Below are 24,984 nucleotides of genomic sequence, written 5' to 3'. Positions count from 1 at the left end.
TTATATGCGGGTTTGCGAATATACGGAAATCCATATGTTTTAGGCAAGCTGGTGGTGATTCGGGGCGGCTTTGCACTACAGTCCCCAAGCCGGTCGCCGGGACGGATTTTCCTGGCCAGAGATTTCGAGGGAGGCGCTGGATGCGTTTACCGCGCATGCGCAACGTGATGGCCTGGACGCTGGTAGTGCTGTTGTTGATCGTGGTGGCCTTGCTCGGCATTCGTATCGCCGGACTATCGTCGTTGCCCGAACTGGAACCCTGGCACCGCCTGGTACCACAGGAGCTGGAGGTCAGCGAGCTGGACGAGGGCGACTGGCAGACCTACGTATCTGCCGAGGCGGCCCTGTTCGAGCGCCTGCAACGTGAGCTGATCGAGCCGGTCACGGCCTCCGGCACGGCGGCCTATAGTCGTTATGCCAGCAACAGCCCGGTCTACTCCGGCAGTTTGCCGCGTGACTGGAACCGCTCCTTCATCCTGTCGCCGCCAGGCCCGGCGCGAGGTGTGGTGGTGTTGCTGCACGGCCTGACCGACTCGCCCTACAGCCTTCGCCACATCGCCCAGCACCTGAGCGAGCAGGGCCTGCTCGCCGTGGTGCCGCGCATGCCTGGTCATGGCACGGTTCCGGCGGCGCTTACCGCTGCGCATTGGGAGCAATGGCTGGCTACCACGCGTCTGGCTGTACGCGAAGCGCGGCGCCAGGTGCCGGACGGGCCGCTGTATATGGTTGGCTATTCCAATGGCGGGGCGTTGGCGCTGCGCTACAGCCTGGCGGCGTTGGAAGATGAGCGCCTAGCCATGCCGCAACGCCTGGTGCTGATTTCGCCGATGATCGGCGTCACCAGCTACGCCCGTTACGCCGGGCTGGCGGCCCTACCCGCGGTGCTGCCGGCGTTCGCCAAGTCGGCCTGGATGAACGTGCTGCCGGAGTTCAACCCGTTCAAGTACAACTCCTTCCCGGTGTATGCGGCGCGGCAGACCTATGAGCTGACCCATGAGGTGCAGAGCGCCTTCGACGTTGCCGAGGCCGATGGCCGTCTGTCACGGCTGCCGCCGGTGCTGGCCTTCCAGTCGCTGGCTGACAGTACGGTGAGTACGCCGGCCGTTGTGCGCCAGCTGTTCGAGCGCCTGCCGGCCAATGGCAGCGAGTTGGTGGTGTTCGATATCAATCGCTCGCAGGCAGCCAGTTCGCTGTTGCGCACGGACATGAGCGGGTTGCTGGAGCAGTTACTGCCACCGGCCGAGCGTGACTACGACCTCACCGTGGTTGGCGTGGCGCCGGAGCAGGGGCGTGCGGTGGAAGCCCGGCGCATCGCTGCAGGTAGCCAGCAGGTGCAGCGCGTGTCGTTGGGGGTGGATTACCCGCGCCAGCTGTTCTCGCTGTCGCACGTGGCTTTGCCGTTCCCGCCGAGCGATCCGCTGTATGGCAGTGATCCTGCACCGGGCGAAGACTATGGCGTGGCGCTGGGTACGCTGGCGCCGCGCGGTGAGCACGGCGTGCTGCTGGTGGGGCTGGACAGTCTGCAGCGGGCGACGTCCAACCCCTTCTACGATTACCTGCTGCAGCGTATCGACGAGGATCTGCGCTGAGCCTTACAGGCGGAAGCGGCCCACCAGCCCATCCAGTTGGCTCGACAGCGCCTGCAGGTCGCTGCTGGCCTGGTTGAGCTGATCAGCGATATGGGTGGTGCCGACGGTCAGTTCGTTGATGTCGACGATATTGCGGTTGATGTCCTCGACCACGCTGGACTGTTCTTCGGTGGCGGTGGCGACCTGGATGTTCTGATCGCTGATCTGGCCGATATGGCTGTTGATCTGCTCCAGCGCCGCCGACGCCTTGCTCGCGTACTCCACCACCAGCGCGCTCTGCCGTTGGCCCTTGGCCATGGCTTCGACCGCCGAGCGTGACTCGTTCTGCAGACGGTCGATGACCTGCTGGATCTCCTCGGTGGAGGCGCCGGAACGGCTGGCCAGGGTACGAACCTCGTCCGCCACCACGGCGAAACCACGGCCCTGTTCGCCCGCACGCGCCGCCTCGATGGCAGCGTTGAGGGCGAGCAGGTTGGTCTGTTCGGAAATACTGCGAATGGTGTTGAGCGTGGTGCTGATGGCGTCGGTCTGGGCTGCCAGGGCCTCGATTACTTTGGCGGCCTGTTCCAGTTCGCCGTTGAGGGCATCGACCTGGCGATGCGCCTGGCTGACCACGGCGCTGCCGTCGCTGGCGTGCTGGGTCGCTTCGCGGGCGACTTCTGCGGCGTTCTCGGCGTTACGGGCAATCTCGTTGACGGTCGAGCCCAGCTCGTTGATGGCGGTGGCCACCTGTACCGTGCGGTCGCTCTGCGCGGTGCAGTTGCTCTGGGTCAGGCGCGCGCGCTCGGCCACGTCGCGGGCCATGCCCGAAAGCTGGCGCGAGTTGTCGGCGAGCTGGCGCATGGCGCCGTGCACCTTGTCGATGAACTGGTTGAAGCTGCGGGCAATCTCGCTCAGTTCGTCCTGGCCGGTCAGTTCGATGCGAGTGTCCAGGGCCAGGTTGTCTGCGGCCTGGCCCAGGCTGCTTTGCAGCACCTTCACGCGGCGGCGTAGCTGCACCACGATCAACCAGGACATGATGATCGACACCAGCAGGCCGATGGCGATGATGGCGATCTGGCGGATCAGTCCATCGTCGTAGCTCTGTGCGCTATGCAGGTTCTGTTGTTCGGCCTGTTTGAGCAGGGCATCGAGCAGGTCGTTGGCGCCCTGGCGCATCACGCCGTAGGTCTTGGCGTACTGGTCGCGGTAGATCTGTTGCGCCTTGGCCATGTCACCCGCATCGAAGGCGGCGAGCATCGGGTTCAGTTCGTTGCTGACCATGGCTTCGAACTGATCGAGCAGTTGTTGCGCCTGCGCCTTGCGCTCCGGGTTGACCTGCGCTGCCACGGCCTGGCGCATTGCCTCGCGCATGCCCGGCACATCTTCGTTGCGAGCATCCTGCACGCGGGATTTCACACCGCGTTCGTCGCGCAGCGGAGTTTCCTGCAGGAGCATCATGTCGAGCCCGACGCGCATGCGCGGAATGCGTGAGGCTACCTCGGCCATGGCGCGCATCGGTGCGGCAGTATTGATATAGAGAACCTCCGTGTCCCGATGCATGCTGGACATGCTGCTCAGGCTGGTCAGCGCCACCAGTAGCAGGGCGATGCAGGGAATCGCCACCGCGATGATCAGGCGGGATTTCAAAGAGAGGGCGTCGAGACGCATGGGAAAACTCCATTTCGAGATAGGGCGCAGGGCAATGTTCAGCCTATTCGGCTGATGTTGCCGCTCCTGTATCGGCCGCGATGGCCCACAACATGAGAGCGAAGGCGACCATTTTGGCGAAAAGGAGTAGGCCGACCATCAGGCCGGCCTTTAACACTCAGGCCTGCAGTAACGCATCCAGCTTGCCGCCGCGCTCCAGTGCGGCGAGGTCATCGAAGCCGCCGACGTGGCGTTCGCCGATGAAGATCTGCGGCACGCTGCGGCGCTTGCTGCGCTGTAGCATCTCCGCCATCCGCTCGGGCGCGCGACTCACGTCGATTTCCTCGTAGGTCACGCCTTTGCGTGTCAGCAGCGCCTTGGCGTTGATGCAGTAAGGGCAGTACGCGGTGGTGTAAAGAGTGACGGCTTGCATGGCGCACCTCCTGTCTTGTCAGACGGCTACGGGCGGAAAGTCGACAACGGTTTCGGACAGGTTGTTGAGGTAGTTGGTCTGCGCCACCTTGGCTTTCGATGGCGGCATCGACAATCCATTGCCTGGTGCCATCATCAAACAACTGCGTGAATTGCCGAGCCTGAGCGGCTGCCTGGACTGGCTGTCCGCCGAGGCGGCGGGAGACGATTGCGGGCGCGAGCAGGTGCTCAACCGCCTGTTCGAGTTGATGGTGATCCAGCTGCTGCGTCATCTGATGAACAGCCGCGAGCTGGCCTCGGGGATGATGGCGGGCCTGGCCGAGCCACGCCTGGCCCGTGCGCTCAATCAGCTGCACGAGAAACCGCAGCATGGCTGGTCGGTGGCCGAGCTGGCGGCACTGGCTGGTATGTCGCGCGCCAGTTTCGCCGCGCACTTTCACGATGTGGTCGGTACGACACCGGCCGATTACCTGGTGGGCTGGCGCGTCAGCCTGGCGCAGAAGCGCCTGCGCGAGGGCCGGCCCATGGCATTGATCCCCGACGAGATCGGCTACGAAAGCCCCTCGGCCCTGGCCCGCGCATTTCGCCGCAAGGTGGGGGCGAGCCCCAGTGAATGGTTGAAGCAGGGTGCTTGAGGGTTGAATCCTGTCGCAATTGTGGCCATCGTCGGGCTCGACCGACGTGGCGCGATGGTGCATGTTGGCGCCCCACATCGTCAGCTCCGAGAGTGCGCTTCATGTTCGAAATTCAAGCCATTGATCCAGCCCATTACCGCCAGCAGACCCGGCGCAGTACTGCGGTTATCGCGGTCATCTTCGTGGCGCTGGCCATGCTTTGCGCCACGCTGAGTACGCAGGTGTTCGGCACGCCCGGTGGTGACAACTTCAAGTGGAACCTGCTGGGTGTGGTGGTGGGGCTCGGCCTGACCATCGTCCTGGTGCGTCAGCAACTCTGGCCGCGGCCGTTCATGGCGCCTGCCGTCTACGGCTGGCGGCTCAAGCGCAGTCTGATGCGCGTCACCAACGTCATGCATCACGTCAAGGCTGGCGTGACGCAGGGCGATGACAGCGCGATGAAACTGCTGCGCTTTTACCACCTGGGGGTGACCCAGATGCATCAGCTCGATGGCAATTCCAGCGAGCTGAGCCAGATGGTGCGCGAGATCGACAGCCATCGTGAGGCGATGGAGCAGCAGGGACTGGATATCGAGCAGACGCGGCTCGACCTGACCTGGCTGGAGCGAGTGAAGGCGTTCAAAGCGGCCTGATCAGTCGTCCAGCGACAACTCCTGCATCTGACCTTGCCAGATGCCTTGGCGACGGCGCGCGATCACCAGGCAGTCACCCGTGCCGACCGCGCTTACCACCTGCTGCCCACCGGGCGCCCAGAACGCGCTGCGCCCGGCGCAGGCCCAGCCGCCGGACGGACCCCCGTGGTTGGTCATCAACACCCCGAGGGACAGTTCACGGGCATAGCCTTCGAGCAATTCGCTGTCATGCGGGTAACCGTTTTCGCTGATCAGCACACTGGTCGCATAGACCCCTGCGCCGCGTTCTGCGGTAGTCATGGCAGCGCTGTCGCCCCTACTCCGAGACATATTCCCTGACATTTGCCATCGCGCATGTTCGCCGCTTAAAGGTTTTTGAAAGGTTCGCCTCTTAGCCTCCGCACGCGCCTTTTGCGTGCTTTACAAGAAAAAGAGGAGAAAGCGGTTTGTTGACCTTGATTGGCCTGTTGACCATCTGCAGCCTGGTTGTGCTGCTGCTTATCGGGCGCATGTCGCCTGTTCTGCCATTGATCGTGGTGCCGCTTTTGGGCGCTCTGGCCGCGGGCTTTGGCCCAGAGGCGATTTCCGGTTTCTTCACCGATGGCATCGGCCGCGTGACGGCGATTGCCACTATGTTCGTGTTTGCCATCACCTTTTTCGGCGTGCTGCAGGACACAGGCCTGTTTAGGCCCCTGATCAATGGCATGGTGCGCCTGACCCGCGGCAACGTGATCGCGGTAACCGTCGCCACGGCGGTGATCGGCATGTTGGCGCACCTCGACGGCGCTGGTGCCACCACCTTCCTGCTTACCGTTCCCGCCTTGCTGCCGCTGTACAAGCAGTTGCGCATGAGCCCGTACCTGATGCTGCTGTTGCTGGCGATCGGCGCCGGTATCTTCAACATGTTGCCCTGGGCCGGGCCGCTGGGCCGTGCCTCGGCCGTGACCGGCATCGAGGTTACCGAACTGTGGCGTCCACTGATTGCCGTGCAGGGCATCGGTGTGGTGCTGCTGGTGGCCCTGGCGGCGCTGCTGGGCTGGCGTGAGCAACGTCGCATCGCCGCCGGCAGGAGCGGGGATGAAGGTGTACTGGTGGAAACCAGTACTGACTTGCATGAGCCAAGCGCCGAGGAGCGCGAGTTGGAGCGCCCGCGCCTGCTCTGGGCCAACGCCGCACTGTTCCTGGCGGTGCTGGTATCGCTGTTCTCAGGCGTGCTGCCGGCCGGCTACATCTTCATGATCGGCCTGTGCCTGGCGCTGCTGATCAACTACCCGGGCGGCAAGGCGCAGATGCAGCGTATCTCGGCGCATGCCCCGGCTGCCCTGAGCATGGGCATGATCATCCTGGCGGCTGGCTCGATGCTCGGCATCTTCACCGGCACCGGCATGCTCACCTCCATCGCCCAGGACCTGGCGCGTGTGCTACCGGCACCGCTGGTAGGGCAGATGCACATTGTGCTGGGCCTGTTCGGTCTGCCAATGGAGCTGATGCTGAGCACCGACGCCTACTACTTCGGCCTGCTGCCGGTAACGCTGGAAGTGGTCGGTGCCCAGGGCGTCGAGCCGGCCAGCGTGGTTTATGCGCTGACCATCGGTAACATCATCGGCACCTTCATCAGTCCGTTCTCGCCGGCGCTGTGGCTGGCACTGGGTCTGGCCGGGCTGGATCTGGGCCGGCACATCCGCTACTCGCTGTGGTGGATGTGGGGCTTCTCGCTGGTGCTGTTCGGCGCGGCCTGGGTACTCGGGTTGTTCTGACGAACCCAGCTTGTATCGCATCTCACGCCCGGGCTTGCCCGGGCGTGTTGCATCTGGAGGCGGGTGTTTAGCTGATTTCCACCTGATAGCGGAAGTTCTCCGCCGCCGCGCGTGACAGGCGATATTCCAGCGGCGTGCGGTCGTAGCCCAAGGCGGTGCGTTCGATGACCACGCTCGGGCTGGCCTCGGCCACATCCAGAATGGCGGCGAGTTCGGCATCGGCGCAGGAGACGGTGAGGGTCTCCTGGGCCGAAGCGATGCGCTGGCCGCAACGTTGCTCGTAGAAGGGATAGAGCAATTGCGGGAAGTCGTCCGGCGCGAGCTCCAGCAGAGCGCCGAAGCGTGAAAGCGGTAGCCAGATACGTTCATGGAACAGCGGGCGGCCGTCGATCAGGCGCAGGCGCTGGAGGAACACGCAGCGCTCGCCCTCAGCCAGCTGCAGTGCCTGGCGTGCTGCAGCATCAGCCGGTTCGAGACGGCATTCGAGGATACGGCTTTGCGGCACCTGCGACTGGCCGCTGGCGCTGACCTGGCGGAAGAAGCGAAACAGCGAGCCATCGAAGTTCGGCCGCCGCACGAAGGTGCCACGGCCTTGAGCACGCAGCAGCAGGCCCTCGCTGACCAAAGTTTCCACCGCCTTGCGCACCGTGCCGATGGCCACGCCGTAATGGCGGGTCAACTCCGCTTCGGTAGGGATGGCTTCGCCGGGCAGCCATTCGCCTGCGGCGATCTTGCCCAGCATTTCGTCCCGTAACCGCTGATACAGCGGCAGGCGCTCGTCCTGTCCCAGAGCCGTGGTGCTCATAAACCTCACATCCAAAAGTCGACCGGCCGTCACTTTACCACTGGCCAGCAGATTGACAGCGCTCGATCTCTGTAGATACAGTCATCTAGTCATCTAGTCATGTATATGAATATATGACTTACAAGAAGGAGTCGCTTGTACCGGCGGCTCGTACAAGAATCGACAGAGGTATCGCTTCATGACGCCCATGCCTTATGCCGCTATCACCGGCATCGACACCCACGCGCACATCTTTCGCCAGGACCTGCCCATGGTTCCCGGCCGCCGCTACAGCCCCAGCTATGACGCCACCGTGGAGCAGTACCTGGCCCACCTGGACGCCTGTGGCCTGTCCCAGGGGGTGCTGATCCAGCCCAGCTTTCTCGGCACCGACAACCACTACATGGTCGAGGCGTTGCAACGCTTCCCTGAGCGCCTGCGTGGCGTGGCGGTGGTGGATGCGCAGGTCAGCGATGCCGAGCTGGACGAGTTGGCCGCTGCCGGCGTGGTGGGCGTGCGCCTGAACCTGATCGGCAAGGCGCTGGAGGATTACACCGGCCCGGCCTGGAGTGGTCTGTTCCGCCGTCTGGCGCGCCGAGGCTGGCAGGTGGAGATCCAGCGCGGCTTCGACGACCTGGCGCTGATCGTGCCGGCGATTCTCGAATCCGACGTCACCGTGGTGATCGATCACTTCGGCCTGCCTGCGCCGAGCGTGCAACTGGATGCTGCGCAGCATGCCGTGTTCTTTGACCTGCTGGGCCAGGCGCCGGTATGGATCAAGCTGTCGGCGGCCTACCGCAGCCAGTCTGACTTGAGTCGTGCCCAGGCCATCGAAGCGCGTCTGCGTGAGGCCTGTGGCGGCGTCGGTCGCTTCCTCTGGGGCAGCGATTGGCCCAACACCCAGTTCGAGTCGCAGACCCGCTACGATCAGCAATTCGCGCTGCTCGAGGCTCTGCTGCCCAACCCCGAGGAGCGCCGTCGCGTTCTGGTGGACAACCCCGCAACCCTGTTCGGTTTCGCCTCAGCGTAACCACTGCTCACATCAGAACAACAAAAGGAGTCAAACCATCATGATGAGCTTGCTCGTCGTCGCCGCGATCGTCCTCGCCGTCGCGCTGGGGTATACCACCAAGATCAACATCGGCCTGTTCGCCATTGCCTTCGCCTACCTGCTGGGCTGTTTTGGCATGGGCATGAGCCCGGGCGACATCATCAATATGTGGCCGCTGAAGATCTTCTTCGTGATCTTTTCGGTCTGCCTGTTCTACAGCTTCGCCACCGTCAACGGCACCCTGGAAAAACTCGCCGGGCATCTGCTGTATCGCTGCCGTGGCGTGCCGCACATGCTGCCCTATGCCATTTTGCTGACCTCGGGGGTGATCGCCGCCATGGGCGCCGGTTACTACACCGTGCTGGCCTTCATGGCGCCGCTGACCCTGCTGCTGTGCCAGCGCACTGGCATGAGCCTGATTCTCGGTGGTATGGCGGTGAACTACGGCGCGCTGGCCGGGGCGAACTTCGTTTCCAGTCAGAGCGGCATCATCTTCCGAGGCCTGATGACCGGCGCCGGCATGCCCGAAAGCGAGGCTTTCGTGAATGCCCTGGCGATCTTCGCCAGCACGGCGATCATCCCGGTGCTGGTGATTTCTGCCTTCGTCTTCCTCGGTGGCCATGGCCGCAATCTGAAGAACGCGGTACTCGCCGCCGATCTGCCGGAGGCCTTCAACCGCGAGCAAAAGCTGACCCTGCTGCTGACCGTGCTGATGATGGTGCTGGTGCTCGCTGCACCGCTGGCGCTGCTGGCCTTCCCGGACAATGCCACGATCAAGTTCATCAACAGCAAGGTGGACATCGGCCTGATCGCCAGCGTGTTCTCGGTGATCGCCCTGTTGCTCAAGCTCGGTGACGAGCGCAAGGCCATCGCCTCGGTGCCCTGGGCCACGTTGATCATGATCTGCGGCGTCGGCATGCTGATTACCGTCGCGATCAAGGCCGGCACCATCGACGCCCTGGCGTCCTGGATCGGCGGCAATATCCCGCCGTTGATGATCCCGGTGGCCTTCGGCGTGGTGGCTGCGCTGATGTCGATCTTCGCCAGTACGCTCGGCGTCGTGACGCCGGCGTTGTTTCCCATGGTGCTGCCGCTTTCGGCGTCGATGTCGATCGATCCGATGATCCTCTTCATCGCCATCGTGGTCGGTGCCCAGGCTACCTCGATCTCGCCGTTCTCCTCCGGCGGCAGTCTGCTGCTGGGCTCCTGCACGGACGACAAGGTTCGCTCGACCCTGTTCTCGCAGCTGCTGCTGCGCGCCGCGCCCATTGGCTTCGTTGCGGCGATGCTGTTCAACCTGGCACTGACCTTCCTGTTCTGATGAGAAAAGGTTCTTTGCCTAGTTTGGGGAAAGTGCGAGTTGATACTGGACTGCTAAGTTTGTGTGCGTATTGCTCACGGGCTTAGCACTATCCATTACCGAGCCCACTGAACGTTTGGGTTGCGCCCCTTACGGGCGCCACACCTTGATTCGCTACGCTCACCCTTCGGGCCAGCCTGCGGCTGTTACTGCGCTACGTTTCTTTGCTTGCCCAAGAAAGGTGTGCCAAAGAAGGGCACCCCGACATCCGGGTTTCGCTACGCGAAACTTGATTCGCTTTGCTCACCCTACGGGCTAGCCTGCGGCTGTTACTCCGCTTCGCTGCGTTTCCTCGCTCCGGCTCCGCTCCGGGGGCCGGCTTACAAGGGCCGTCCATGGCCCTTTAAGCCTTTCGCCGCATCCATGCGGCTCATCCCCCTATGCAACACCTCCACTCGGCCTCCTGAAGGGGACCAGGTCGCGAGCTTGCGACATCTCTGGAAGACCAACGTCGGCAGCGTTTGGCTTTTGCTCTTGAAGTGCGATCTCACAGACGACGCCCAAGTCCCCTTCAGGAGGCCGAGTAGAATCACCGTGGAAGGGGTTGAGCGACATGGATGTCGCGAGAGCCGTGATGGGCCAGGGATGGCCCTTCACGGCGTGCCCCTGGAGTGGTGATGGAGCGAGGGAACCCCGGCGTAGCCGGGGCCGGATGGTGGGGTGCCCTTCTCTTTGGTTACTTTCTCTTGGGCAAGCAAGAGAAAGTGACTCGCCCGTAAGGGGCGAAACCCATCAGGTCAGGCGGCGCGTTAATGGAGAATGCCAAGTCATCACCAGCTAACACTTAATTGGCAGCCCGGTGTGCCATGGACATCCCTCTACGAGATTGCTAAGAATCTGAAAAAAGCCCCGGCATCGCGCGATGCCGGGGCTTTATCCCCGCAAGACCGTATCGCTATTTCAGCCGATAGCGTCGCAAATCATCCTGGCTCAGCAGGCGCAAGCGACCTGGCGGGGCCTGGTAGATCGCTTCGGCCAGGCTTACGTCGACGCCCATGTCGCGAAAGTACTTGGCCGGGCTGAACGCTTGGCTGCCATGGGCGGCCTGCGCCAATGCCGAGTCGCCAGCGGGGAAGGGTGGACGGCGCAGGGCAACGTGGCCGTTGAGCGTGCGTTTGCTGCCAGCCGCCAGCAAATAGATGCAGCTGCCCTGACACATGCCGCCTGAAGGCACCAGCGCCTCGAAGCCGGTTTCGCGCAGCAGGCGACCCATGCGGATGGCCTCCGGGGCGCTGCCGCCGATGCTGTCGAGCAGGACGATCTTGCGTTTGTGCTGGCCTGGATTGGCACGCAAACCCTGCAGCAGTTTTTCGTAGTCGCCTGGAACGATCTCTTCGGAAATCTTTGCCGCCAGCATGCCGGCATTGGCTTCGACTTCCACCTGTGCGTGGGCGTTCAGGGCGGTGAACAAGGTGGTGGCGATCAGGGCGATGCGTAAACGCTGAACAATCATCGGGCGGGTTCGTTGGTGGCTCGGGAGGTAGAAGATACCTTGCCCGAGTCACCTCACGCACCTGTTCAGATCGCTGCGTTTTTCTGCTGCACTTGCCACGCCCAGGCAAACAAAAGCAGGCCGCCGATCGCCGTCGCAGCACCGATGTAGCCGGTCACCGTCCAGTCCATACCGGCGCTGATGGCCAGGCCGCCGAGCCAGGGGCCCAGCGCGTTGGCGACGTTGAACGCGGCGTGGTTGGACGCGGCAGCGAGTGTCTGCGCGCCCGTGGCAACGTCCATCAAATGGGTCTGCAGCGCCGGGCCGAGGGCGATCATGGTGCCGAGGGCGAAGATCGCCGGCAGGATCGTCCACAGGCTGTGCGCGGCGAACGGGAAGACCAGCAGCACCAGTGTGCTCCAGGCCAGAATCCAGGCCACGGCGCGCAGGCGCAGGCGGTCGAACAGCCAGCCTCCGGCACTGTTGCCGACGATGCAGCCGGCGCCGAATACGCCCATTGCCAGAGGAATCCAACCGGGGCCGACCTGGGTGACATGAAGCAGGGTTGGCGCCATGTAGCTGAACACGCAGAACATCCCGGCGAAACCGATCGAGCCGATGCCCAGGGCCAGCCAGATCGGCGCGCGGTTGAAGGCGCGCAACTCGCCCGATGGGCTGCTGCGCTGCTCGTTGGCGTCAGCCGGGAGGAAGATCGCGACCATGGCGATGGTGGTGATGGCGATGATGCCGACCAGGGCAAAGGCGTAGCGCCAGCTCATGAATTGGCCGAGCCAGGTGGCCAGCGGGTTGCCGATCAGGATGGCCACGGTCAGGCCGGCCAGCACCCGGCTCACCGCCTTGGCGCGTTTGTGCGGCGGCGCCATGGAGGCCGCCACCAACATAGCGATGCCGAAATAGGCGCCATGCGGCAGGCCGGCGATGAAGCGGAAAATCAGCAGCGGCTCATAACTGGGTGCCAGAGCGCTGGCGAAGTTGCCGAGGGCGAAGCAGCCCATCAGCAACAGCAGCAGGATGCGCCGTGGCAGGCGCGCGCCGAGCAGGGCCAGCACCGGTGCACCGACCACCACGCCGAGGGCGTAAGCGCTGATCACGTGGCCGACTTGCGGCTCGCTGACGCCAAGGTCGGCGGCGACGTTGGGCATCAGGCCCATGATGGCGAACTCGCCGGTGCCGATGGCGAAGCCGCCAAGGGCCAGGGCGAGTTGAATGAGAAGGATCGCGCCCGGCGACAGAGTGGTCGCGGCGCCTGATGCAGAGCTGTTCATGAGTGACCTAGAGGAGGGGGGAAGCAAGCGCGCAATTATAATCTCCCAGCGCCTTGCTTGGGTATTGGCGGCCGCTCTATATCGGGCTTTGAGACCAATGGTCGGCGTTGTTCAAGTCCTTCACGTAGTCGACGAAGGCACGCAGCGGCGCCGGCACCTGGCGCCTGCTGTGGTAGTACAGGTACGGGCCGTTGAAGTGCTGCCACCAGTCCTGCATGAAGGGTTGCAGTTGGCCGTTGGCCAGGGGCGCTGCGATGTATTCCTCGAAGGTGTAGAGAATGCCGTGGCCGGCGCAGGCTGCTGCGATCGCCTACGCCCAGTCGAAGCTTGCCTGCCTGATGTTGGCCTTCGAGTTGCAACGGCGCAGTTTGGCCAATGACTGGGGCATCCGCAGCGTCGCTGCGCATCCTGGCGTGGCTGTCACCGAGCTGGTCAAACGCGGGCCTGGACTGGAAAGCGAGTTCGTCCGCGAGTGGGCGAAGGACCGCGACGTGTATCACTCGGCAGCGCAAGGTGCGCTGTCATCGCTGTTCGCGGCGACGGCGGCCGAAGCCGAGGGCGGTCGTTATTACGGCACGACCGGCGAAGAGGAAAAACGCGGCCCGCTAGGCCTGGCCAAGGTGCCGGATGCGGCAGCCGATGCGGACGCTGCGGCGCGCCTATGGTCGGTAGCCGAGCGTCTGACTGGCGTCAGATACGGCTGAGTGATGCCGGCGCGCCGTGCTGGCGCGCCCGTTCGAGGAATTTCCCATGTCATTGTCAACGATGGCGCAGCGCGTGGCCGTGGCCATCAACGCGCAGCGCAACGAGTTGTGGCCGGCGCTGGCCGGTTTTGCCCTGTTCTTTTGCCTGTTCTCGGGCTACTTCATGCTGCGACCGATCCGCGAGGCGATGGGCATCGTCTCCGGCGTGGAGAACCTGCAATGGTTGTTCACCGCCACCTTCGTGGTGATGCTGATCGCGGTGCCCTTGTTCGCCTGGCTCAGTTCGCGGGTGCCGCGGATTCATTTCATCGACTGGGTGTACGGTTTCTTCACCCTGAACCTCGTGCTGTTCGCCCTGTTGTTTTTCAGCGCTGATGAAAGTGTATGGCTGGCGCGTAGCTTTTACGTGTGGATCTCGGTCTACAACCTGTTCGTCGTGTCGGTGGCCTGGAGCCTGATGGCGGATGTATTCGACAGCGAACAGGCCAAGCGGTTGTTCGCTTTCATCGCAGCGGGAGCCAGTGTCGGCGGATTGGCAGGACCCGCACTCAGTACGCTGTTGATCGGCACGCTTGGTCAGGCCGGGTTGATTCTGCTGGCCGCTGTATTGCTGGCTGTCGCGCTGACGCTCAAGCAGGTGCTGATGCGCTGGCGAGAGCAGGGTGGTGCGGGGCGTGCCGGTGCGGTTCAGGCCGAGAGCCCACGCCGGCCCGTGCCGGGCAATCCGTTCAGCGGGTTGACCCGAGTACTGGCTTCGCCCTATTTGCTGGGCATCGCCGGCTTCGTGATTCTTCTGGCCACGGCCAGCACCTTTCTCTACTTCGAGCAGGCACGTCTGGTGGCCGAGCTGTTCCCGGATCGTGCGGCGCAGGTTCGCGTATTCGGCGTGATCGACTTCGTGGTGCAGGCTGGCGCATTGATTGCCCAGCTGTTCATCACCGGGCGTATCGCGCGGCGTATGGGCGTGCGAGTGTTGTTGGCCTGTGTGCCGCTAATGGTGTGTGTCGGTTTCATCGGCCTGGCGTTGATGCCGAGCTTCGCCATGCTGGCGGCGCTGATGATCGTCCGGCGTATCGGTGAATATGCCTTCGTGCGGCCTGGGCGGGAGATGCTCTTCGCGCCGCTGGATGCCGAGAGCAAGTACAAGGCGAAAAACTTCATCGACACCGTGATCTATCGCGCGGGCGACGCCATGAGTGGTTGGCTCAAGAGCCTGCTGGACATGCTGGCCCAGGGCGCCTGGCTGGTGGCGTTGGTGGGGGCTGCCAGTGCGGCGCTGTGGGGACTGCTGGGTTGGTATCTGGGCGGGCAGGCCGATCAGCGCAGTGCCGAGAAAAAGGTGGCTGCAACTACCTAAGGCAAGTGCGAGAGAAACGATGTGGGAGTCGGCGGCCGACTCCCACAACTGCATCAGCCTCGTGCGGGGATGTTCAGGCCGCGCTGCACCGCCGGGCGGGCGAGGAAGGCATCGAGCACGCGGCGCACGTTGGTGAAGCGCTCGAGTTGCACCAGATCACCGGCCTGGTAGAAATCCGCCAGGGTGCGAATCCAGGGGAATACGGCGATGTCGGCGATGCTGTATTCGCCAGCGATCCAGTCACGGCCTTGCAGGTGTTGGTCGAGTACGCCCAGCAGGCGTGCCGATTCAGCGGCGTAACGGTCACGTGGACGCTTGTCTTCAAAATGGCTGCCGGCGAATTTGACGAAGAAACCGAGCTGGCCAAACATCGGCCCCAGGCCGCCCATCTGCCACATCAGCCATTGAATCGTCTCGTAACGTGCAGCGGCATCCTGCGGTAGCAGCTTGCCGGTCTTTTCCGCCAGGTAGATCAGAATCGCGCCGGACTCGAACAGCGGCAGCGGATGGCCATTCGGCCCGTCGGGGTCGAGAATCGCGGGAATCTTGTTGTTCGGCGCCAGGGAGAGAAACTCGGGGCTGAACTGGTCATTGCTGTCGAAGCTGACCAGGTGCGCCTCATAGGGCAGGCCGATTTCTTCCAGCATGATCGAGACCTTGACGCCGTTGGGCGTGGGCAGCGAATACAGCTGCAGGTGCTCGGGATGCTGGGCAGGCCATTTGCGGGTGATGTGGAATAGGCTGAGGTCGGTCATGTGGTTTCCATATCCAGTTGGCCTTGGGAACGGCGATCAAAACACGAGTGGCGGCAGTGAAGGAACTCGATGCGCCTGCTAGTAGTCATCGACTCGAGCAATCCTGCCCGGTTCCCTGTACGTGAACGAGGCGGTATGGTGCGGGTTTTCATCCACCCGGCACGGAGCCCATCGGCATGAGCCTGCACGGTACTTACGATTCCCAGAACATCTTCGCCCAGATCATTCGTGGCGACCTGCCTTGCTACAAACTCTACGAGGACGATGATGTACTGGCGTTCCTCGATCTGTTCCCGCAATCCAAGGGCCACAGTCTGGTTATTCCCAAACGCGCGGCCGCGCGCAATATCCTGGAAATCGACGACGCCAGCCTGGCCAAGGTCATGGCCGTGGTGAAGAAGGTCACCCAGGCCGTTGTCGATGAGTTGCAGCCGGCTGGTGTGCAAATCGCGCAGTTCAACGGCGCGCCTGCCGGGCAGACGGTGTTCCATATCCACATGCACGTGATTCCGCGCTTCGAGGGCGAGGGGCTGGGTATTCACGCGGCCAACAAGGCCGATCCGGCCGAGCTAGAAGCGCTGCAGGCACGACTGGTCAAGCGCCTGCAAGGCTGAAACGGCACTGCCCCGGACGAGTGACTCGGACGGGGCATCAGGCAACCTGTGGTTTAGCCGTTCTGGTTGCTCAGGCCGCCCCACTCCACGAAACGCACGGCGTGCACTTCGCCCTTGCTGTCACGGTAGACCATGACGCTGGGCACGACACCGCTCTTGCGGCTGTTGTCGGTGCGCTGCAGGACGGTGTCGATGTCCAGCTGCATGCCGTACTGGTATTCCTGCACTTCGACCTTGGGAGTGGCAGGTGCTTTCTCGCTGGCGATGGCCAAGGGGGCCAGAACGGCGAGGAGGGTGGCGTTGAAGGCGGCGAATTTCATCTTGCGTATCTCCGATCTGTGGCGCCTGGAAAGGTTGGCGCCGGGTCGGGAGAGATGAAAACATTGCGCCGATCATTACAGAAATCGATGCTTTTGCTATTGGGCATCGATGTTATCGATACCTTGCCCGCCGGCTCGTCAACCCCAATACTCAGGCAGCACTTATCTGCCCATGGAGGGCTTCATGCGTTCGATCCTCATCGCTCTACCGCTGTTGCTGTTGGCCGGTTGTTCGTCATATCGGGGTGACCCCGAGAACGTCAAACCGGTACCGGAAGATCGCCTGCTGGCGTTTCAGGAGGCGCAGGCGAACGGCGCGCAGATCGTGGTCAACCGCGATTTTGGGATGATGGGGGGCGGCTGCTACGTGGCCATCGAAGTGGATCGCAAGGTCGCAGCGCGCATCGGCGTCGGCGAGGTCGCAGCCTTCCAGGTGCCGCCAGGCACGCGCGTGGTCGGCATCACGCCGGATCGCATGGATGACACCCTGTGCGGCATGGGCCGCTTGCTGCGCGAAGTGGCGGTGCCGGTGAAAGCCGGGGAAACCCAGCACCTGCGCATCGTCAGCCAGAACAAGGGCGGCTTCGATATTCACCCGGACAAGCCCTGACCGCTTTGCCGCTGTGCGAGCGGTCATATCGAGAGTGACGCCAGGCGGTTAGTATTCCCTGCATCAAAACAGGGAGCATGGACGTGAATGGATTGCCGATAGCCATCGTAGGGGCGGGTACCGCGGGTCTCGCCACGGCGATATTCCTCGCCCGCCAGGGTTATGCGGTGCGCGTGCTGGAGCGGGTCGAGCAACTGCAGCCGGTGGGCGCCGGTATCCTTTTGCAGCCTTCCGGTCTGGCTGTACTGCAACGCCTGGGACTGCTCGCCGAATGCACCGCACTAGGGGCTCCGGTCAGCCGCCTGTACGGCACCAGTTGCCAGGGGCGGGTAATCCTCGACACTCGTTATCACGACTGGCAGCCAGGCAGTTTCGGCCTTGGTATTCACCGCGGCGTGTTGATGACGGCGTTGCTCAAGGCCGCGCAGCGTGCCGGTGTGCAGGTGGAAACCGGCGTGGTGGTGAGCCGCTTCGAGCAGGCCAGCGGCCATGTTCGCCTGCTGCAGGAGCAAGCGGATGGTAGTGAACAACCCCTCGGCGATTTCGCCGCACTGATTCTGGCCGATGGCACGCGTTCGACCCTGCGAGCGCAGATGCAGGTGCGGCAGTGGTCGCGGCCCTATCCGTGGGGTGCGCTGTGGAGCATGTTGCCGACCTCAGCGGCGACTGAATCCGGCGAGCTGCGTCAGTGGTATCGCGGCTGCCGGGAAATGTTCGGGCTGATGCCGACCGGCTGTACCCATCAAGCCCGTGAGAAGTCGTTGACCAGCCTGTTCTGGAGCCTGCCGCTCAGTGAACATGAAGCGTGGCGCAAGAGCGGCCTGCAGGCCTGGAAAACCCGCGTGCGCAACCTCGCCGGCGAGGCTTCGGAGGCCTATCTGCAGCAGATCGATGACCCCGCACAATTGACCCTGGCGGCCTATGCGGACGTGCGCATGCAACGCTGGAACGATGGTCGTGTGCTGGCCATCGGTGATTGCGCCCACGCCATGAGCCCGCAATTGGGGCAGGGCGCCAATATGGCCTTGGTCGATGCGGCTGCACTGGCCGATGCGCTCGGCAATGCCGGTGACCAGCATCAGCGCGCGCTCGACTGGAACGCCATCTTCACTCGCTACGGTGATACGCGCCGTGATCACCTGCGCTACTACCGTCAGGCCAGCCGCTTGCTGACGCCGCTGTTCCAGTCCAACAGCAACACACTGGCGGTGTTGCGTGATATCGCCCTGCTGTTGGCTCGGCACAACCGCTTCGGCCGCCAGCATGCCGTCAGCACCTTGGTCGGTGCGCGCGGCGGCTGGCTATGGTCGGGGGCGCAGAAGCGCGAGTTGCATGTCTGGACGGGCGAGCGGGAGGCCTGGGAGTAAGGCTGCTCAGCCGCGCTGCAGCTCGAGCAGCGCCTTCTGGCTCAGGTCCAGCCACTCCTTGTGTAGCACTCGATAATGCCGGGCGGAGCGGCGGGCGTGAGTCTGGATCTGCTGCAGCAGTTCGATGGCCTCGCGCTGACGTCCCAGTCGCTGCAGCAGCAGGGCATAGCGGTAATTGGCTTCGGGGCTGGCGCAGTAGCTGCCGAGGGCGCAGTATTCCTCTTCGGCCTTGAGGTCGTTGCCCTGGCCTTCCAGCGCGCGGGCATACAGCTGGTGGCCGTCGGTGGAACGAAAGTCCGGATTGTGGGCGATCAGCTGATCGAGACTTGCCTGGCAACCGGCGAAGTCGCCCTGGGCAAAACGTGCTCTGGCCAGCCCGAGGAGGATGTCCGGGGCGTCGCTGTGGATACCGCGCAGGGCTGTCTGGTAGTGCGTGGCCGCTTCTTCGGCGTGGCCCATGCGCAGCAGCTCATCGGCCAGGTTGACGCGAGTATCGCGGGTGTCGCGAATCTCCAATTCGTCGCGCAACGCGCGCAGATGGCGCTGCGGGTCGATGCTGTCGTGCAGGCGGTTGAGTGTCTGCCGGCCGCGTCGACTACCGAGCAGATCCGGCAGCATGATACCGAGAAAGTAGATTAGGCAGCCGAGGCCGGGCAGGGCGATGATCAGGTACAGCCAGTAGCGTTCCTGGCCACTGCGCACCACGTGGAGGCCGCAGGTGACTTGGCAGGCGATGACCAGCAGAGCGAGCAGAGGCATGGGGCGATCCAGTCCTTTGGAGTGCGAGGGGAGGCTTATCAGAGCATGGATAGGCCCCGTTGTCAGGTGACGCATGCACGGCTGTGGCGTGCGTCACGTGGTAGGCTGCGCGGCTGATTCCATGTTCATAAGGATGCGTGCATGCCGTCGTCGCTGGAGATTTTCGCCAACCTTTTTTATCTGGTTTCGGTCGTGCTGGCTGCGCGCAATTCGGTGCACACCTGGGCCGTTGGCCTGGTCGGCTGTGTGCTGTTCGGCTGGCTGTTCTTCAGCGTGCAGCTGTATGCCGATGTCACCTTGCAGATCTTCTTCATCGCCACCAGCCTGCTGGGTTGGTGGAGCTGGCGGCGCGGTCGCCAGGGCGAGGCGCTGCCGATCAGCCGTGCAAGCGCGACCGGACAGGGTCTTGCGCTGCTGCTCGCGGTGGCCGTGGCGGGCGCATACGGCGCCTTGCTGCATCATTTTACCGACGCCTACGCGCCCTTCATCGACTCGCTGGTGCTGACCTTCAGCGTACTGGCGCAGCTACTGCTGATGCGCCGCAAGCTGGAAACCTGGTACGGCTGGCTGCTGGTCAACACCCTCGCGGTGCCGTTGTTCGCCTCGCGTGAGCTGTACCTGACCGCCTTCATCTACCTGCTGTTCTGGTGCAATGCCTGGTATGGCCTGTATCGCTGGCGCCGGGAACTGAAGGCTGAGATGGCCTGACATGAGCAAGCGATTCGCCGTCGGCCTGGTGGTGGGCAAGTTCGCGCCGTTGCATCTGGGTCATGAATGGCTGATCCAGCAGGCTCAGGCCCAGTGCGAGCAAGTGGTACTGCTCAGTTGGGCGCGCCCCGAACTGGCAGGTTGTGAGCCTGAACGGCGGGCGAACTGGTTGCGGCTGCGCTTTCCCGAACTGCGCAGCTGGGTGGTGACGCCCGAATGGGTGACTGCCCAACGGCAGGCAGGTCTGAGGCTGCTGGATCTGCCCCACGAGTCCGAGGCGGATGCCGCGCAGCGCGAATTCGTCGCCGCGTTCTGCATCGCCGTGCTGGGCCAGCCGGTGGATGCAGTGTTCACCAGCGAGGCCTATGGCGACGGTTTCGCTGCGCACCTGGCGGCGCGTTTCCAGCGGCCGGTGGAACATGTTGAGATCGACCGTGCGCGTATCCAGGTGCCGGTCTCCGGGACGCGTCTGCGCGCCGATATCCATGGCTTGCGCCACTACCTGGCGCCGCAGGTATATGGCGATTTCATCGAGCGCATCGCCTTGCTCGGTGGCGAGTCCACCGGCAAGAGCAGCCTCGCCCTGGCATTGGCCGAGGCCTTGGGTACGCGTCACGCCGCGGAATATGGCCGCGAACTCTGGGAAGAGCAGGGCGGTGTGCTCGCCTATGACGATCTGCTGCGCATCGGCCGTACCCAGGCCGCACGTGAGCAGGCGTTGGCCGGGCAGTGCCGGCGCTACCTGGTTTGCGACACCACGCCGCTGACCACGCTGTTCTACTGTCGCGAGCTGTTCGGCCGGGCCGAGACCGAGCTGGAACAGTTGGCCGAGCGGCGTTATCACCACCTGTTCCTGTGCGCCGATGACTTCCCCTTCGTGCAGGACGGCACCCGCCAGGACGAGACCTTTCGCCGCCGGCAGAACCAGTGGTACGAGCAGGAACTGCTGAGGCGCGGCTGGGGTTTTACTCGCCTGAGCGGCTCGCTACAGCAGCGTGTCGCTCAGGTGCGGAGTTATCTGACCCGTCGCCGGTTTTAAGCCGGCGCCGGCTCGAAGCTGTCGGCGCGGGCCATCTGCCACATGCGCTGGTAGAACTCGCCGCTGATCTCACCGCTGAGCAGTTCCCCCGGTGCGAGGAACACATGCTGCTGGGCGAACAATTTGATCTCGGTCGCCGACAGGCGCTGCACCAGATGCTTGGCATCGATCTGTGCCGGGTGATCGAGGCCGGCGGCGGCGAGCATTTCGGCCAGTGCCTTGAGCGTGTTGCGGTGGAAGTTGTAGACGCGCTGGGCCTTGTCCTCGACCACCAGAGCGCGCTGGCGCAGCGGGTCCTGGGTGGCCACGCCGGTAGGGCACTTGTTGGTGTGGCAGCTTTGGCTCTGGATGCAGCCGATGGCGAACATGAAGCCGCGCGCCGAGTTGGCCCAGTCGGCGCCGATGGCCAGCACGCGGGCGATATCGAAGGCGCTGACGATCTTGCCGCTGGCGCCGAGCTTGATCTTGTCGCGCAGGTTGCTGCCGACCAGGGTGTTGTGCACGAACAGCAGCCCCTCGCGCAGCGGCACGCCCAGGTGATCGGTGAACTCCAGTGGCGCCGCACCGGTGCCGCCTTCCTTGCCGTCGACGACGATGAAGTCAGGCAGGATACCCGTCTCCAGCATGGCCTTGACGATGCCCATGAACTCCCACGGGTGGCCCAGGCAGAATTTGAAGCCGACCGGCTTGCCGCCCGACAGCTCACGCAATTGCGCGATGAACTGCAGCAGCTCGACCGGAGTGGAAAAGGCGCTGTGGCGCGACGGCGAGACGCAATCCTCGCCCATGGAAATGCCGCGGGTGTTGGCGATCTCTTCGGTGATCTTGTGCTTGGGCAGGATGCCACCGTGGCCCGGCTTGGCGCCCTGGCTGAGCTTGATCTCGATCATCTTCACCTGCGGGCTGGCGGCCTGAGTGGCGAATCGCTCGGGGTCGAAGCGGCCGTCCGAGGTGCGGCAGCCGAAGTAGCCGCTGCCCAGTTCCCAGACCAGATCGCCGCCGTGCTCGCGGTGGTAGGGGCTGATGCTGCCCTCGCCGGTGTCATGGTAGAACTCGCCGAGTTTCGCTCCTTCGTTGAGGGCGCGAATCGCATTGGCGCTGAGCGAGCCGAAACTCATCGCCGAGATGTTGAACAGGGAGGCCGAGTACGGCTGGCTGCATTGCGGCCCGCCGATCTCCACGCGAAAGCTGCACGGATCGGTCAGCGGCGCCGGGCGCATGGAGTGGCTGATGAACTCGAAACCGTTCTGGTACACATCACTCAAGGTGCCGAAGGGTTTGTCAGCGCCTTCGTTCTTGGCGCGGGAATACACCAGCGAGCGCTGCGCGCGGGAGAAGGGCAGTTGCTCAGCGTCACCTTCGAGCAGGTATTGGCGAATCTCCGGGCGAATGCCTTCGACCAGATAGCGAATGTTGCCCAGGATCGGGTAATTGCGCCGTACCGCATGGTGGGTCTGCAACAGATCGCCGATACCGATCAGGCTGAGCACGCCGCCGAGCAGAGTGAACGGCCATATCCATTCATGAGCGAGGAAGGGCAGGCTGGCCAGGGTGAACAGCACGCAGAACGCAAAAAATGCATAGCGGCTGAGCAGAGAAAGGTTCATTCAAGCTCCAGGTACGTAGATCGAGATAAGACTTTAGACCAAGCAGCTATATTGGGTCATGTTCTGTCCGCCTAGACACTCTCAAGGGCTAAGGACGAACCCCATCGCCCTGTGGCACACTCAGTGGCCCGGAGCCAACCGTCGCAAGAGCTTGGCCCTAGTCCCCCGATTTTCGGCTGGCGCCATTGTCGCCGGCCTACTGCCTGAGGCCGCCAGCGGCCGAGAAGAGGAATGAGCGTGCATAACGTCGTCATCAGTGGTACCGGCCTCTATACCCCGGCCAACAGCATTTCCAACGACGAGCTGGTGGCATCCTTCAATGCTTATGTGCAGCAGTTCAACGCCGATAATGCCGAGGCCATCGCCCGCGGTGAGGTGGAGGCGCTGAGCGAGTCCAGCAGCGGCTTCATCGAGAAGGCGTCGGGCATCAAGAGCCGCTTCGTCATCGACAAGGCCGGCATTCTCGACCCGCAGCGCATGGTGCCGAGCATTCCCGAACGTTCCAACGACGAGTGGGGCATCCTCTGCGAAATGGCTGTGGGCGCCGCCAAGGAAGCGCTGCAGCGCGCCGGCAAGACCGTCGCCGATATCGATGGGGTGATCGTCGCATGCTCGAACTTGCAGCGCGCCTACCCGGCGGTGGCCATCGAAGTGCAGGCCGCGCTGGGCATCAACGGCTGGGGCTACGACATGAACGTGGCCTGCTCTTCGGCCACCTTCGGCATCCAGGCTGCGACCACCGCGATTCAGACCGGCCAGGCCCGCGCCATCCTTATGGTCAACCCGGAAATCTGCACCGGTCACCTCAACTTCCGCGACCGCGACAGCCACTTCATCTTCGGCGACGCCGCCACCGCAGTGATCATCGAACGTGCCGACCTGGCTACCTCCGAGCATCAGTTCGACGTGGTCAGCACCAAGCTGCTGACCCAGTTCTCCAACAACATCCGCAACAACTTCGGCTTCCTCAACCGCGCCGCGGAAGAGGGCGTGGGCGCCCGCGACAAGCTGTTCGTGCAGGAAGGCCGCAAGGTGTTCAAGGACGTCTGCCCGATGGTCGCCGAGCTGATCGCCGCACACCTGGCGGAAAACCAGCTCAACGTCAGCGACGTCAAGCGCTTCTGGCTGCACCAGGCCAACCTCAACATGAACCTGCTGATCGCGCGCAAGCTGCTCGGCCGCGACGCCGAGCCGCACGAGGCACCGGTGATCCTCGACACCTACGCCAACACCAGCTCGGCCGGCTCGGTGATCGCCCTGCACAAGAATCAGGATGACCTGCCGGCGGGTAGCCTGGGTGTTCTAAGCTCCTTTGGTGCCGGTTATTCGATCGGCAGTGTGATTTTGCGCAAGCGTTGAGTTCACGTGCAGCGTAGCGCCGGTGCACGGAGCGCTTGGCTCCGTGCTCTGCAGCTCGGTTGGGTTTTCGCCCACAAGATGGGCACCTGTGAGGGCGAACTAACCAAGTACCCCCTCGCGGCGTCGGCTCTCGCGAAATTCACCCGGCGTCTGCCCGGTCCAGCCCTTGAAACTGCGGTGGAACGAGCGTGACTCGGTGAAACCGAGGTAGCAGGCGATGTCCTGGATCGCCAGGTCGCTGCGTAGCAGGTAGTGCTCGGCCAGCTCCTGGCGCAGCTCGTCGAGTATCTGCTGGTAACTGGTGCCGGCCTGCTGCAGGTGGCGCTGCAGGGTGCGCACGGTCATGTCGAACTTTTCCGCCACACGTTCCTTGCGCGGCAGGCCGTCCTTGAGCAGCAGGCGCAGGGCATTCTTTACCCGGCGCGGCAGCGGCTCGTCGTCATCCAGCCCTGCTATCAGGGTCAGGGCATGTTCTTCCAGGGTGCGCAGCAGGTTGGCGTCGGCCTGGCGCAGCGGCACGCCGAGGTAGTCCAGCGGCACCAGCAGGGCGTTGCAGGGCTGTTCGAACCGCACCGGGCAGCCGAAAAGCTGCTGGTATTCAGTCAGGTCGGTGCCTGCCGGTTGCGTATGCTCGAACCACACTTCACGCGGCGAATGCTCGGAGTCGGCGATCCAGCGGGCGTACAGCAGCCAGGAGGCGAGCACGTTCTCGACCATGTGGCGGCGCACGTCCGGTGCCTGATGACGGCAGCTCCAGATTAGTCGTACGTGATCCTCGGCCGCCTCGATACGGCTGGTGCCCATGTCGCCCACCAGCTTTTCGTAGGGCACGATGCGGCCCATGGCCTCGCCCAGGGTGGCGCAGTTCATGGCGATGTAACCAAGCACGCTCCACGAGCCGGGCTGGACGAAACGCGCCGAGTGCAGGCCGAACAGGGGATCGCCGGACACCTCGATCAGATGCGCCAGCAGGCGCTCATGCACTTCGCTCGGCATGCGCTTGCCGTTGTCGGCCAGGTCCTGCGTGGCAATCCCGGCAGCGGACAGGGCGCGGTCTATGTCCAGGCCGAGCTGTTCGGCCTGACGCAGGTACTTGAGCAGGGCGGGAACCGAGGTATAGCCGAGGTTTTCCATGGATTCTTCTTGTTCTGCGATGCCTGTCTTGATTGGCGATAGCGCCTGTCCCGATTCGACAGTG

The 24,984-nt window shown here is 63.6% G+C and carries 22 protein-coding genes and 5 pseudogenes; 14 read left to right on the top strand and 13 right to left on the bottom strand.

Annotated features, from left to right (window positions below; genetic code table 11):
• Positions 1-140: 140 nt before the first annotated feature.
• Positions 141-1,589: an alpha/beta hydrolase gene (locus AAEQ75_RS00560; protein ID WP_343350561.1), complete on the top strand. Its 1,449-nt coding sequence runs from the start codon at positions 141-143 to the stop codon at positions 1,587-1,589.
• A gap of 3 nt (positions 1,590-1,592) precedes the next feature.
• On the opposite strand, the pseudogene AAEQ75_RS21855 reads toward AAEQ75_RS00560, so the two are convergent.
• The 3 genes and pseudogenes from AAEQ75_RS21855 to grxC form a co-directional block, all read right to left on the bottom strand.
• A pseudogene (locus AAEQ75_RS21855) lies at positions 1,593-2,189 on the bottom strand (methyl-accepting chemotaxis protein); the annotation flags it as partial.
• Positions 2,190-2,489: 300 nt separating this feature from the next.
• Positions 2,490-3,239: pseudogene (locus AAEQ75_RS21850) on the bottom strand (MCP four helix bundle domain-containing protein); the annotation flags it as partial.
• Between the two features lie 157 nt (positions 3,240-3,396).
• Positions 3,397-3,651, bottom strand: a complete 255-nt coding sequence (grxC, locus tag AAEQ75_RS00550; protein ID WP_143504427.1) for a glutaredoxin 3 — start codon at positions 3,649-3,651, stop codon at positions 3,397-3,399.
• Positions 3,652-3,724: 73 nt separating this feature from the next.
• Here grxC and AAEQ75_RS00545 point away from each other — a divergent pair.
• A pseudogene (locus AAEQ75_RS00545) lies at positions 3,725-4,285 on the top strand (helix-turn-helix domain-containing protein); the annotation flags it as partial.
• Positions 4,286-4,386: 101 nt separating this feature from the next.
• Positions 4,387-4,917 carry a DUF3087 domain-containing protein gene (locus AAEQ75_RS00540; RefSeq protein ID WP_343350559.1) on the top strand — a complete coding sequence of 177 codons (531 nt, stop codon included), beginning with the start codon at positions 4,387-4,389 and terminating at the stop codon, positions 4,915-4,917.
• Here AAEQ75_RS00540 and AAEQ75_RS00535 read toward each other — a convergent pair whose 3' ends face one another.
• Complete coding sequence (locus tag AAEQ75_RS00535; RefSeq protein WP_430523435.1) at positions 4,918-5,217, bottom strand: hypothetical protein; 300 nt, start codon at positions 5,215-5,217, stop codon at positions 4,918-4,920.
• 146 nt (positions 5,218-5,363) lie between these two features.
• On the opposite strand from AAEQ75_RS00535, the gene AAEQ75_RS00530 reads away from it, so the two are divergent.
• Entirely contained in the window at positions 5,364-6,674 is a 1,311-nt protein-coding gene (locus tag AAEQ75_RS00530) for a CitMHS family transporter (protein ID WP_343350558.1), read from the top strand.
• 67 nt (positions 6,675-6,741) lie between these two features.
• Here the strand turns inward: AAEQ75_RS00530 and AAEQ75_RS00525 are convergent, their stop codons facing one another.
• Positions 6,742-7,479 (bottom strand): GntR family transcriptional regulator, encoded by a 738-nt coding sequence (locus AAEQ75_RS00525; RefSeq protein WP_256835027.1) that lies wholly within the window; start codon positions 7,477-7,479, stop codon positions 6,742-6,744.
• Between the two features lie 178 nt (positions 7,480-7,657).
• Here AAEQ75_RS00525 and AAEQ75_RS00520 point away from each other — a divergent pair, with 178 nt between their 5' ends.
• A complete protein-coding gene (locus AAEQ75_RS00520) occupies positions 7,658-8,488 on the top strand; it encodes an amidohydrolase family protein (protein WP_256835029.1) in 831 nt (276 codons plus the stop codon).
• Between the two features lie 40 nt (positions 8,489-8,528).
• A complete protein-coding gene (locus AAEQ75_RS00515; RefSeq protein ID WP_125835938.1) occupies positions 8,529-9,830 on the top strand; it encodes an SLC13 family permease in 1,302 nt (433 codons plus the stop codon).
• 934 nt (positions 9,831-10,764) lie between these two features.
• Here AAEQ75_RS00515 and AAEQ75_RS00510 read toward each other — a convergent pair.
• The 3 genes and pseudogenes from AAEQ75_RS00510 to AAEQ75_RS00500 all read right to left on the bottom strand — a co-directional run.
• Positions 10,765-11,322: a hypothetical protein gene (locus tag AAEQ75_RS00510; RefSeq protein WP_343350557.1), complete on the bottom strand. Its 558-nt coding sequence runs from the start codon at positions 11,320-11,322 to the stop codon at positions 10,765-10,767.
• Positions 11,323-11,387: 65 nt separating this feature from the next.
• On the bottom strand, positions 11,388-12,587 hold the full coding sequence (locus AAEQ75_RS00505) for an MFS transporter (RefSeq protein WP_256835031.1): 1,200 nt from the start codon (positions 12,585-12,587) through the stop codon (positions 11,388-11,390).
• A 76-nt stretch (positions 12,588-12,663) separates the two neighbouring features.
• Positions 12,664-12,894, bottom strand: a pseudogene (locus tag AAEQ75_RS00500) (LysR family transcriptional regulator); the annotation flags it as partial.
• Position 12,895: 1 nt separating this feature from the next.
• On the opposite strand from AAEQ75_RS00500, the pseudogene AAEQ75_RS00495 reads away from it, so the two are divergent.
• Together AAEQ75_RS00495 and AAEQ75_RS00490 are read left to right on the top strand one after the other, a co-directional pair.
• Positions 12,896-13,291, top strand: a pseudogene (locus tag AAEQ75_RS00495) (short-chain dehydrogenase); the annotation flags it as partial.
• A 46-nt stretch (positions 13,292-13,337) separates the two neighbouring features.
• Positions 13,338-14,648: an NTP/NDP exchange transporter gene (locus tag AAEQ75_RS00490; protein WP_343350556.1), complete on the top strand. Its 1,311-nt coding sequence runs from the start codon at positions 13,338-13,340 to the stop codon at positions 14,646-14,648.
• Positions 14,649-14,701: 53 nt separating this feature from the next.
• On the opposite strand, the gene AAEQ75_RS00485 is transcribed toward AAEQ75_RS00490, so the two are convergent.
• Positions 14,702-15,403: a glutathione S-transferase N-terminal domain-containing protein gene (locus AAEQ75_RS00485; protein ID WP_343350555.1), complete on the bottom strand. Its 702-nt coding sequence runs from the start codon at positions 15,401-15,403 to the stop codon at positions 14,702-14,704.
• A gap of 176 nt (positions 15,404-15,579) precedes the next feature.
• Between AAEQ75_RS00485 and AAEQ75_RS00480 the strand changes: the two genes are divergently transcribed.
• Positions 15,580-16,017 (top strand): HIT family protein, encoded by a 438-nt coding sequence (locus AAEQ75_RS00480; RefSeq protein WP_343350554.1) that lies wholly within the window; start codon positions 15,580-15,582, stop codon positions 16,015-16,017.
• A gap of 53 nt (positions 16,018-16,070) precedes the next feature.
• Here the strand turns inward: AAEQ75_RS00480 and AAEQ75_RS00475 are convergent, their stop codons facing one another.
• A complete protein-coding gene (locus tag AAEQ75_RS00475) occupies positions 16,071-16,337 on the bottom strand; it encodes a DUF2790 domain-containing protein (protein WP_343350553.1) in 267 nt (88 codons plus the stop codon).
• 184 nt (positions 16,338-16,521) lie between these two features.
• Between AAEQ75_RS00475 and AAEQ75_RS00470 the strand changes: the two genes are divergently transcribed.
• Complete coding sequence (locus tag AAEQ75_RS00470; protein WP_343350551.1) at positions 16,522-16,947, top strand: 3-isopropylmalate dehydratase; 426 nt, start codon at positions 16,522-16,524, stop codon at positions 16,945-16,947.
• 83 nt (positions 16,948-17,030) lie between these two features.
• Positions 17,031-18,314, top strand: coding sequence for an FAD-dependent oxidoreductase (locus tag AAEQ75_RS00465; protein WP_343350549.1), 1,284 nt, complete (start codon positions 17,031-17,033; stop codon positions 18,312-18,314).
• Positions 18,315-18,320: 6 nt separating this feature from the next.
• Here the strand turns inward: AAEQ75_RS00465 and AAEQ75_RS00460 are convergent, their stop codons facing one another.
• Positions 18,321-19,073 carry a tetratricopeptide repeat protein gene (locus AAEQ75_RS00460; protein ID WP_343350547.1) on the bottom strand — a complete coding sequence of 251 codons (753 nt, stop codon included), beginning with the start codon at positions 19,071-19,073 and terminating at the stop codon, positions 18,321-18,323.
• A gap of 141 nt (positions 19,074-19,214) precedes the next feature.
• Here AAEQ75_RS00460 and pnuC point away from each other — a divergent pair, with 141 nt between their 5' ends.
• The gene (gene pnuC, locus AAEQ75_RS00455) at positions 19,215-19,781 is read left to right on the top strand and encodes a nicotinamide riboside transporter PnuC (protein ID WP_343350546.1); all 567 of its coding nucleotides are present in this window, start codon (positions 19,215-19,217) and stop codon (positions 19,779-19,781) included.
• A 1-nt stretch (position 19,782) separates the two neighbouring features.
• Entirely contained in the window at positions 19,783-20,820 is a 1,038-nt protein-coding gene (locus AAEQ75_RS00450; protein ID WP_343350545.1) for an AAA family ATPase, read from the top strand.
• On the opposite strand, the gene AAEQ75_RS00445 is transcribed toward AAEQ75_RS00450, so the two are convergent.
• Entirely contained in the window at positions 20,817-22,427 is a 1,611-nt protein-coding gene (locus AAEQ75_RS00445) for an FMN-binding glutamate synthase family protein (RefSeq protein ID WP_343350544.1), read from the bottom strand. The genes AAEQ75_RS00450 and AAEQ75_RS00445 overlap by 4 nt on opposite strands.
• 237 nt (positions 22,428-22,664) lie before the next feature.
• Here AAEQ75_RS00445 and AAEQ75_RS00440 point away from each other — a divergent pair, with 237 nt between their 5' ends.
• Complete coding sequence (locus AAEQ75_RS00440) at positions 22,665-23,786, top strand: beta-ketoacyl-ACP synthase III (protein ID WP_343350543.1); 1,122 nt, start codon at positions 22,665-22,667, stop codon at positions 23,784-23,786.
• Positions 23,787-23,885: 99 nt separating this feature from the next.
• Here AAEQ75_RS00440 and AAEQ75_RS00435 read toward each other — a convergent pair whose 3' ends face one another.
• On the bottom strand, positions 23,886-24,920 hold the full coding sequence (locus AAEQ75_RS00435; protein ID WP_343352475.1) for an AraC family transcriptional regulator: 1,035 nt from the start codon (positions 24,918-24,920) through the stop codon (positions 23,886-23,888).
• Positions 24,921-24,984: the final 64 nt, after the last annotated feature.

The organism is Pseudomonas sediminis, assembly GCF_039555755.1.
In the GTDB taxonomy this organism is placed as follows: Bacteria; Pseudomonadota; Gammaproteobacteria; order Pseudomonadales; family Pseudomonadaceae; genus Aquipseudomonas; species Aquipseudomonas mendocina_D.
This window is presented reverse-complemented; position numbering and strand designations above follow the sequence as displayed.

What these genes read in the sequence shown, in the direction of transcription:
- AAEQ75_RS00560 (WP_343350561.1), top strand. Translation starts at nt 141, where the DNA reads ATGCGTTTACCGCGCATGCGCAACGTGATGGCCTGGACGCTGGTAGTG.
- grxC (WP_143504427.1), bottom strand. Translation starts at nt 3,651, where the DNA reads ATGCAAGCCGTCACTCTTTACACCACCGCGTACTGCCCTTACTGCATC.
- AAEQ75_RS00540 (WP_343350559.1), top strand. Translation starts at nt 4,387, where the DNA reads ATGTTCGAAATTCAAGCCATTGATCCAGCCCATTACCGCCAGCAGACC.
- AAEQ75_RS00535 (WP_430523435.1), bottom strand. Translation starts at nt 5,217, where the DNA reads ATGACTACCGCAGAACGCGGCGCAGGGGTCTATGCGACCAGTGTGCTG.
- AAEQ75_RS00525 (WP_256835027.1), bottom strand. Translation starts at nt 7,479, where the DNA reads ATGAGCACCACGGCTCTGGGACAGGACGAGCGCCTGCCGCTGTATCAG.
- AAEQ75_RS00520 (WP_256835029.1), top strand. Translation starts at nt 7,658, where the DNA reads ATGACGCCCATGCCTTATGCCGCTATCACCGGCATCGACACCCACGCG.
- AAEQ75_RS00515 (WP_125835938.1), top strand. Translation starts at nt 8,529, where the DNA reads ATGATGAGCTTGCTCGTCGTCGCCGCGATCGTCCTCGCCGTCGCGCTG.
- AAEQ75_RS00510 (WP_343350557.1), bottom strand. Translation starts at nt 11,322, where the DNA reads ATGATTGTTCAGCGTTTACGCATCGCCCTGATCGCCACCACCTTGTTC.
- AAEQ75_RS00505 (WP_256835031.1), bottom strand. Translation starts at nt 12,587, where the DNA reads ATGAACAGCTCTGCATCAGGCGCCGCGACCACTCTGTCGCCGGGCGCG.
- AAEQ75_RS00490 (WP_343350556.1), top strand. Translation starts at nt 13,338, where the DNA reads ATGTCATTGTCAACGATGGCGCAGCGCGTGGCCGTGGCCATCAACGCG.
- AAEQ75_RS00485 (WP_343350555.1), bottom strand. Translation starts at nt 15,403, where the DNA reads ATGACCGACCTCAGCCTATTCCACATCACCCGCAAATGGCCTGCCCAG.
- AAEQ75_RS00480 (WP_343350554.1), top strand. Translation starts at nt 15,580, where the DNA reads ATGAGCCTGCACGGTACTTACGATTCCCAGAACATCTTCGCCCAGATC.
- AAEQ75_RS00475 (WP_343350553.1), bottom strand. Translation starts at nt 16,337, where the DNA reads ATGAAATTCGCCGCCTTCAACGCCACCCTCCTCGCCGTTCTGGCCCCC.
- AAEQ75_RS00470 (WP_343350551.1), top strand. Translation starts at nt 16,522, where the DNA reads ATGCGTTCGATCCTCATCGCTCTACCGCTGTTGCTGTTGGCCGGTTGT.
- AAEQ75_RS00460 (WP_343350547.1), bottom strand. Translation starts at nt 19,073, where the DNA reads ATGCCTCTGCTCGCTCTGCTGGTCATCGCCTGCCAAGTCACCTGCGGC.
- pnuC (WP_343350546.1), top strand. Translation starts at nt 19,215, where the DNA reads ATGCCGTCGTCGCTGGAGATTTTCGCCAACCTTTTTTATCTGGTTTCG.
- AAEQ75_RS00450 (WP_343350545.1), top strand. Translation starts at nt 19,783, where the DNA reads ATGAGCAAGCGATTCGCCGTCGGCCTGGTGGTGGGCAAGTTCGCGCCG.
- AAEQ75_RS00445 (WP_343350544.1), bottom strand. Translation starts at nt 22,427, where the DNA reads ATGAACCTTTCTCTGCTCAGCCGCTATGCATTTTTTGCGTTCTGCGTG.
- AAEQ75_RS00435 (WP_343352475.1), bottom strand. Translation starts at nt 24,920, where the DNA reads ATGGAAAACCTCGGCTATACCTCGGTTCCCGCCCTGCTCAAGTACCTG.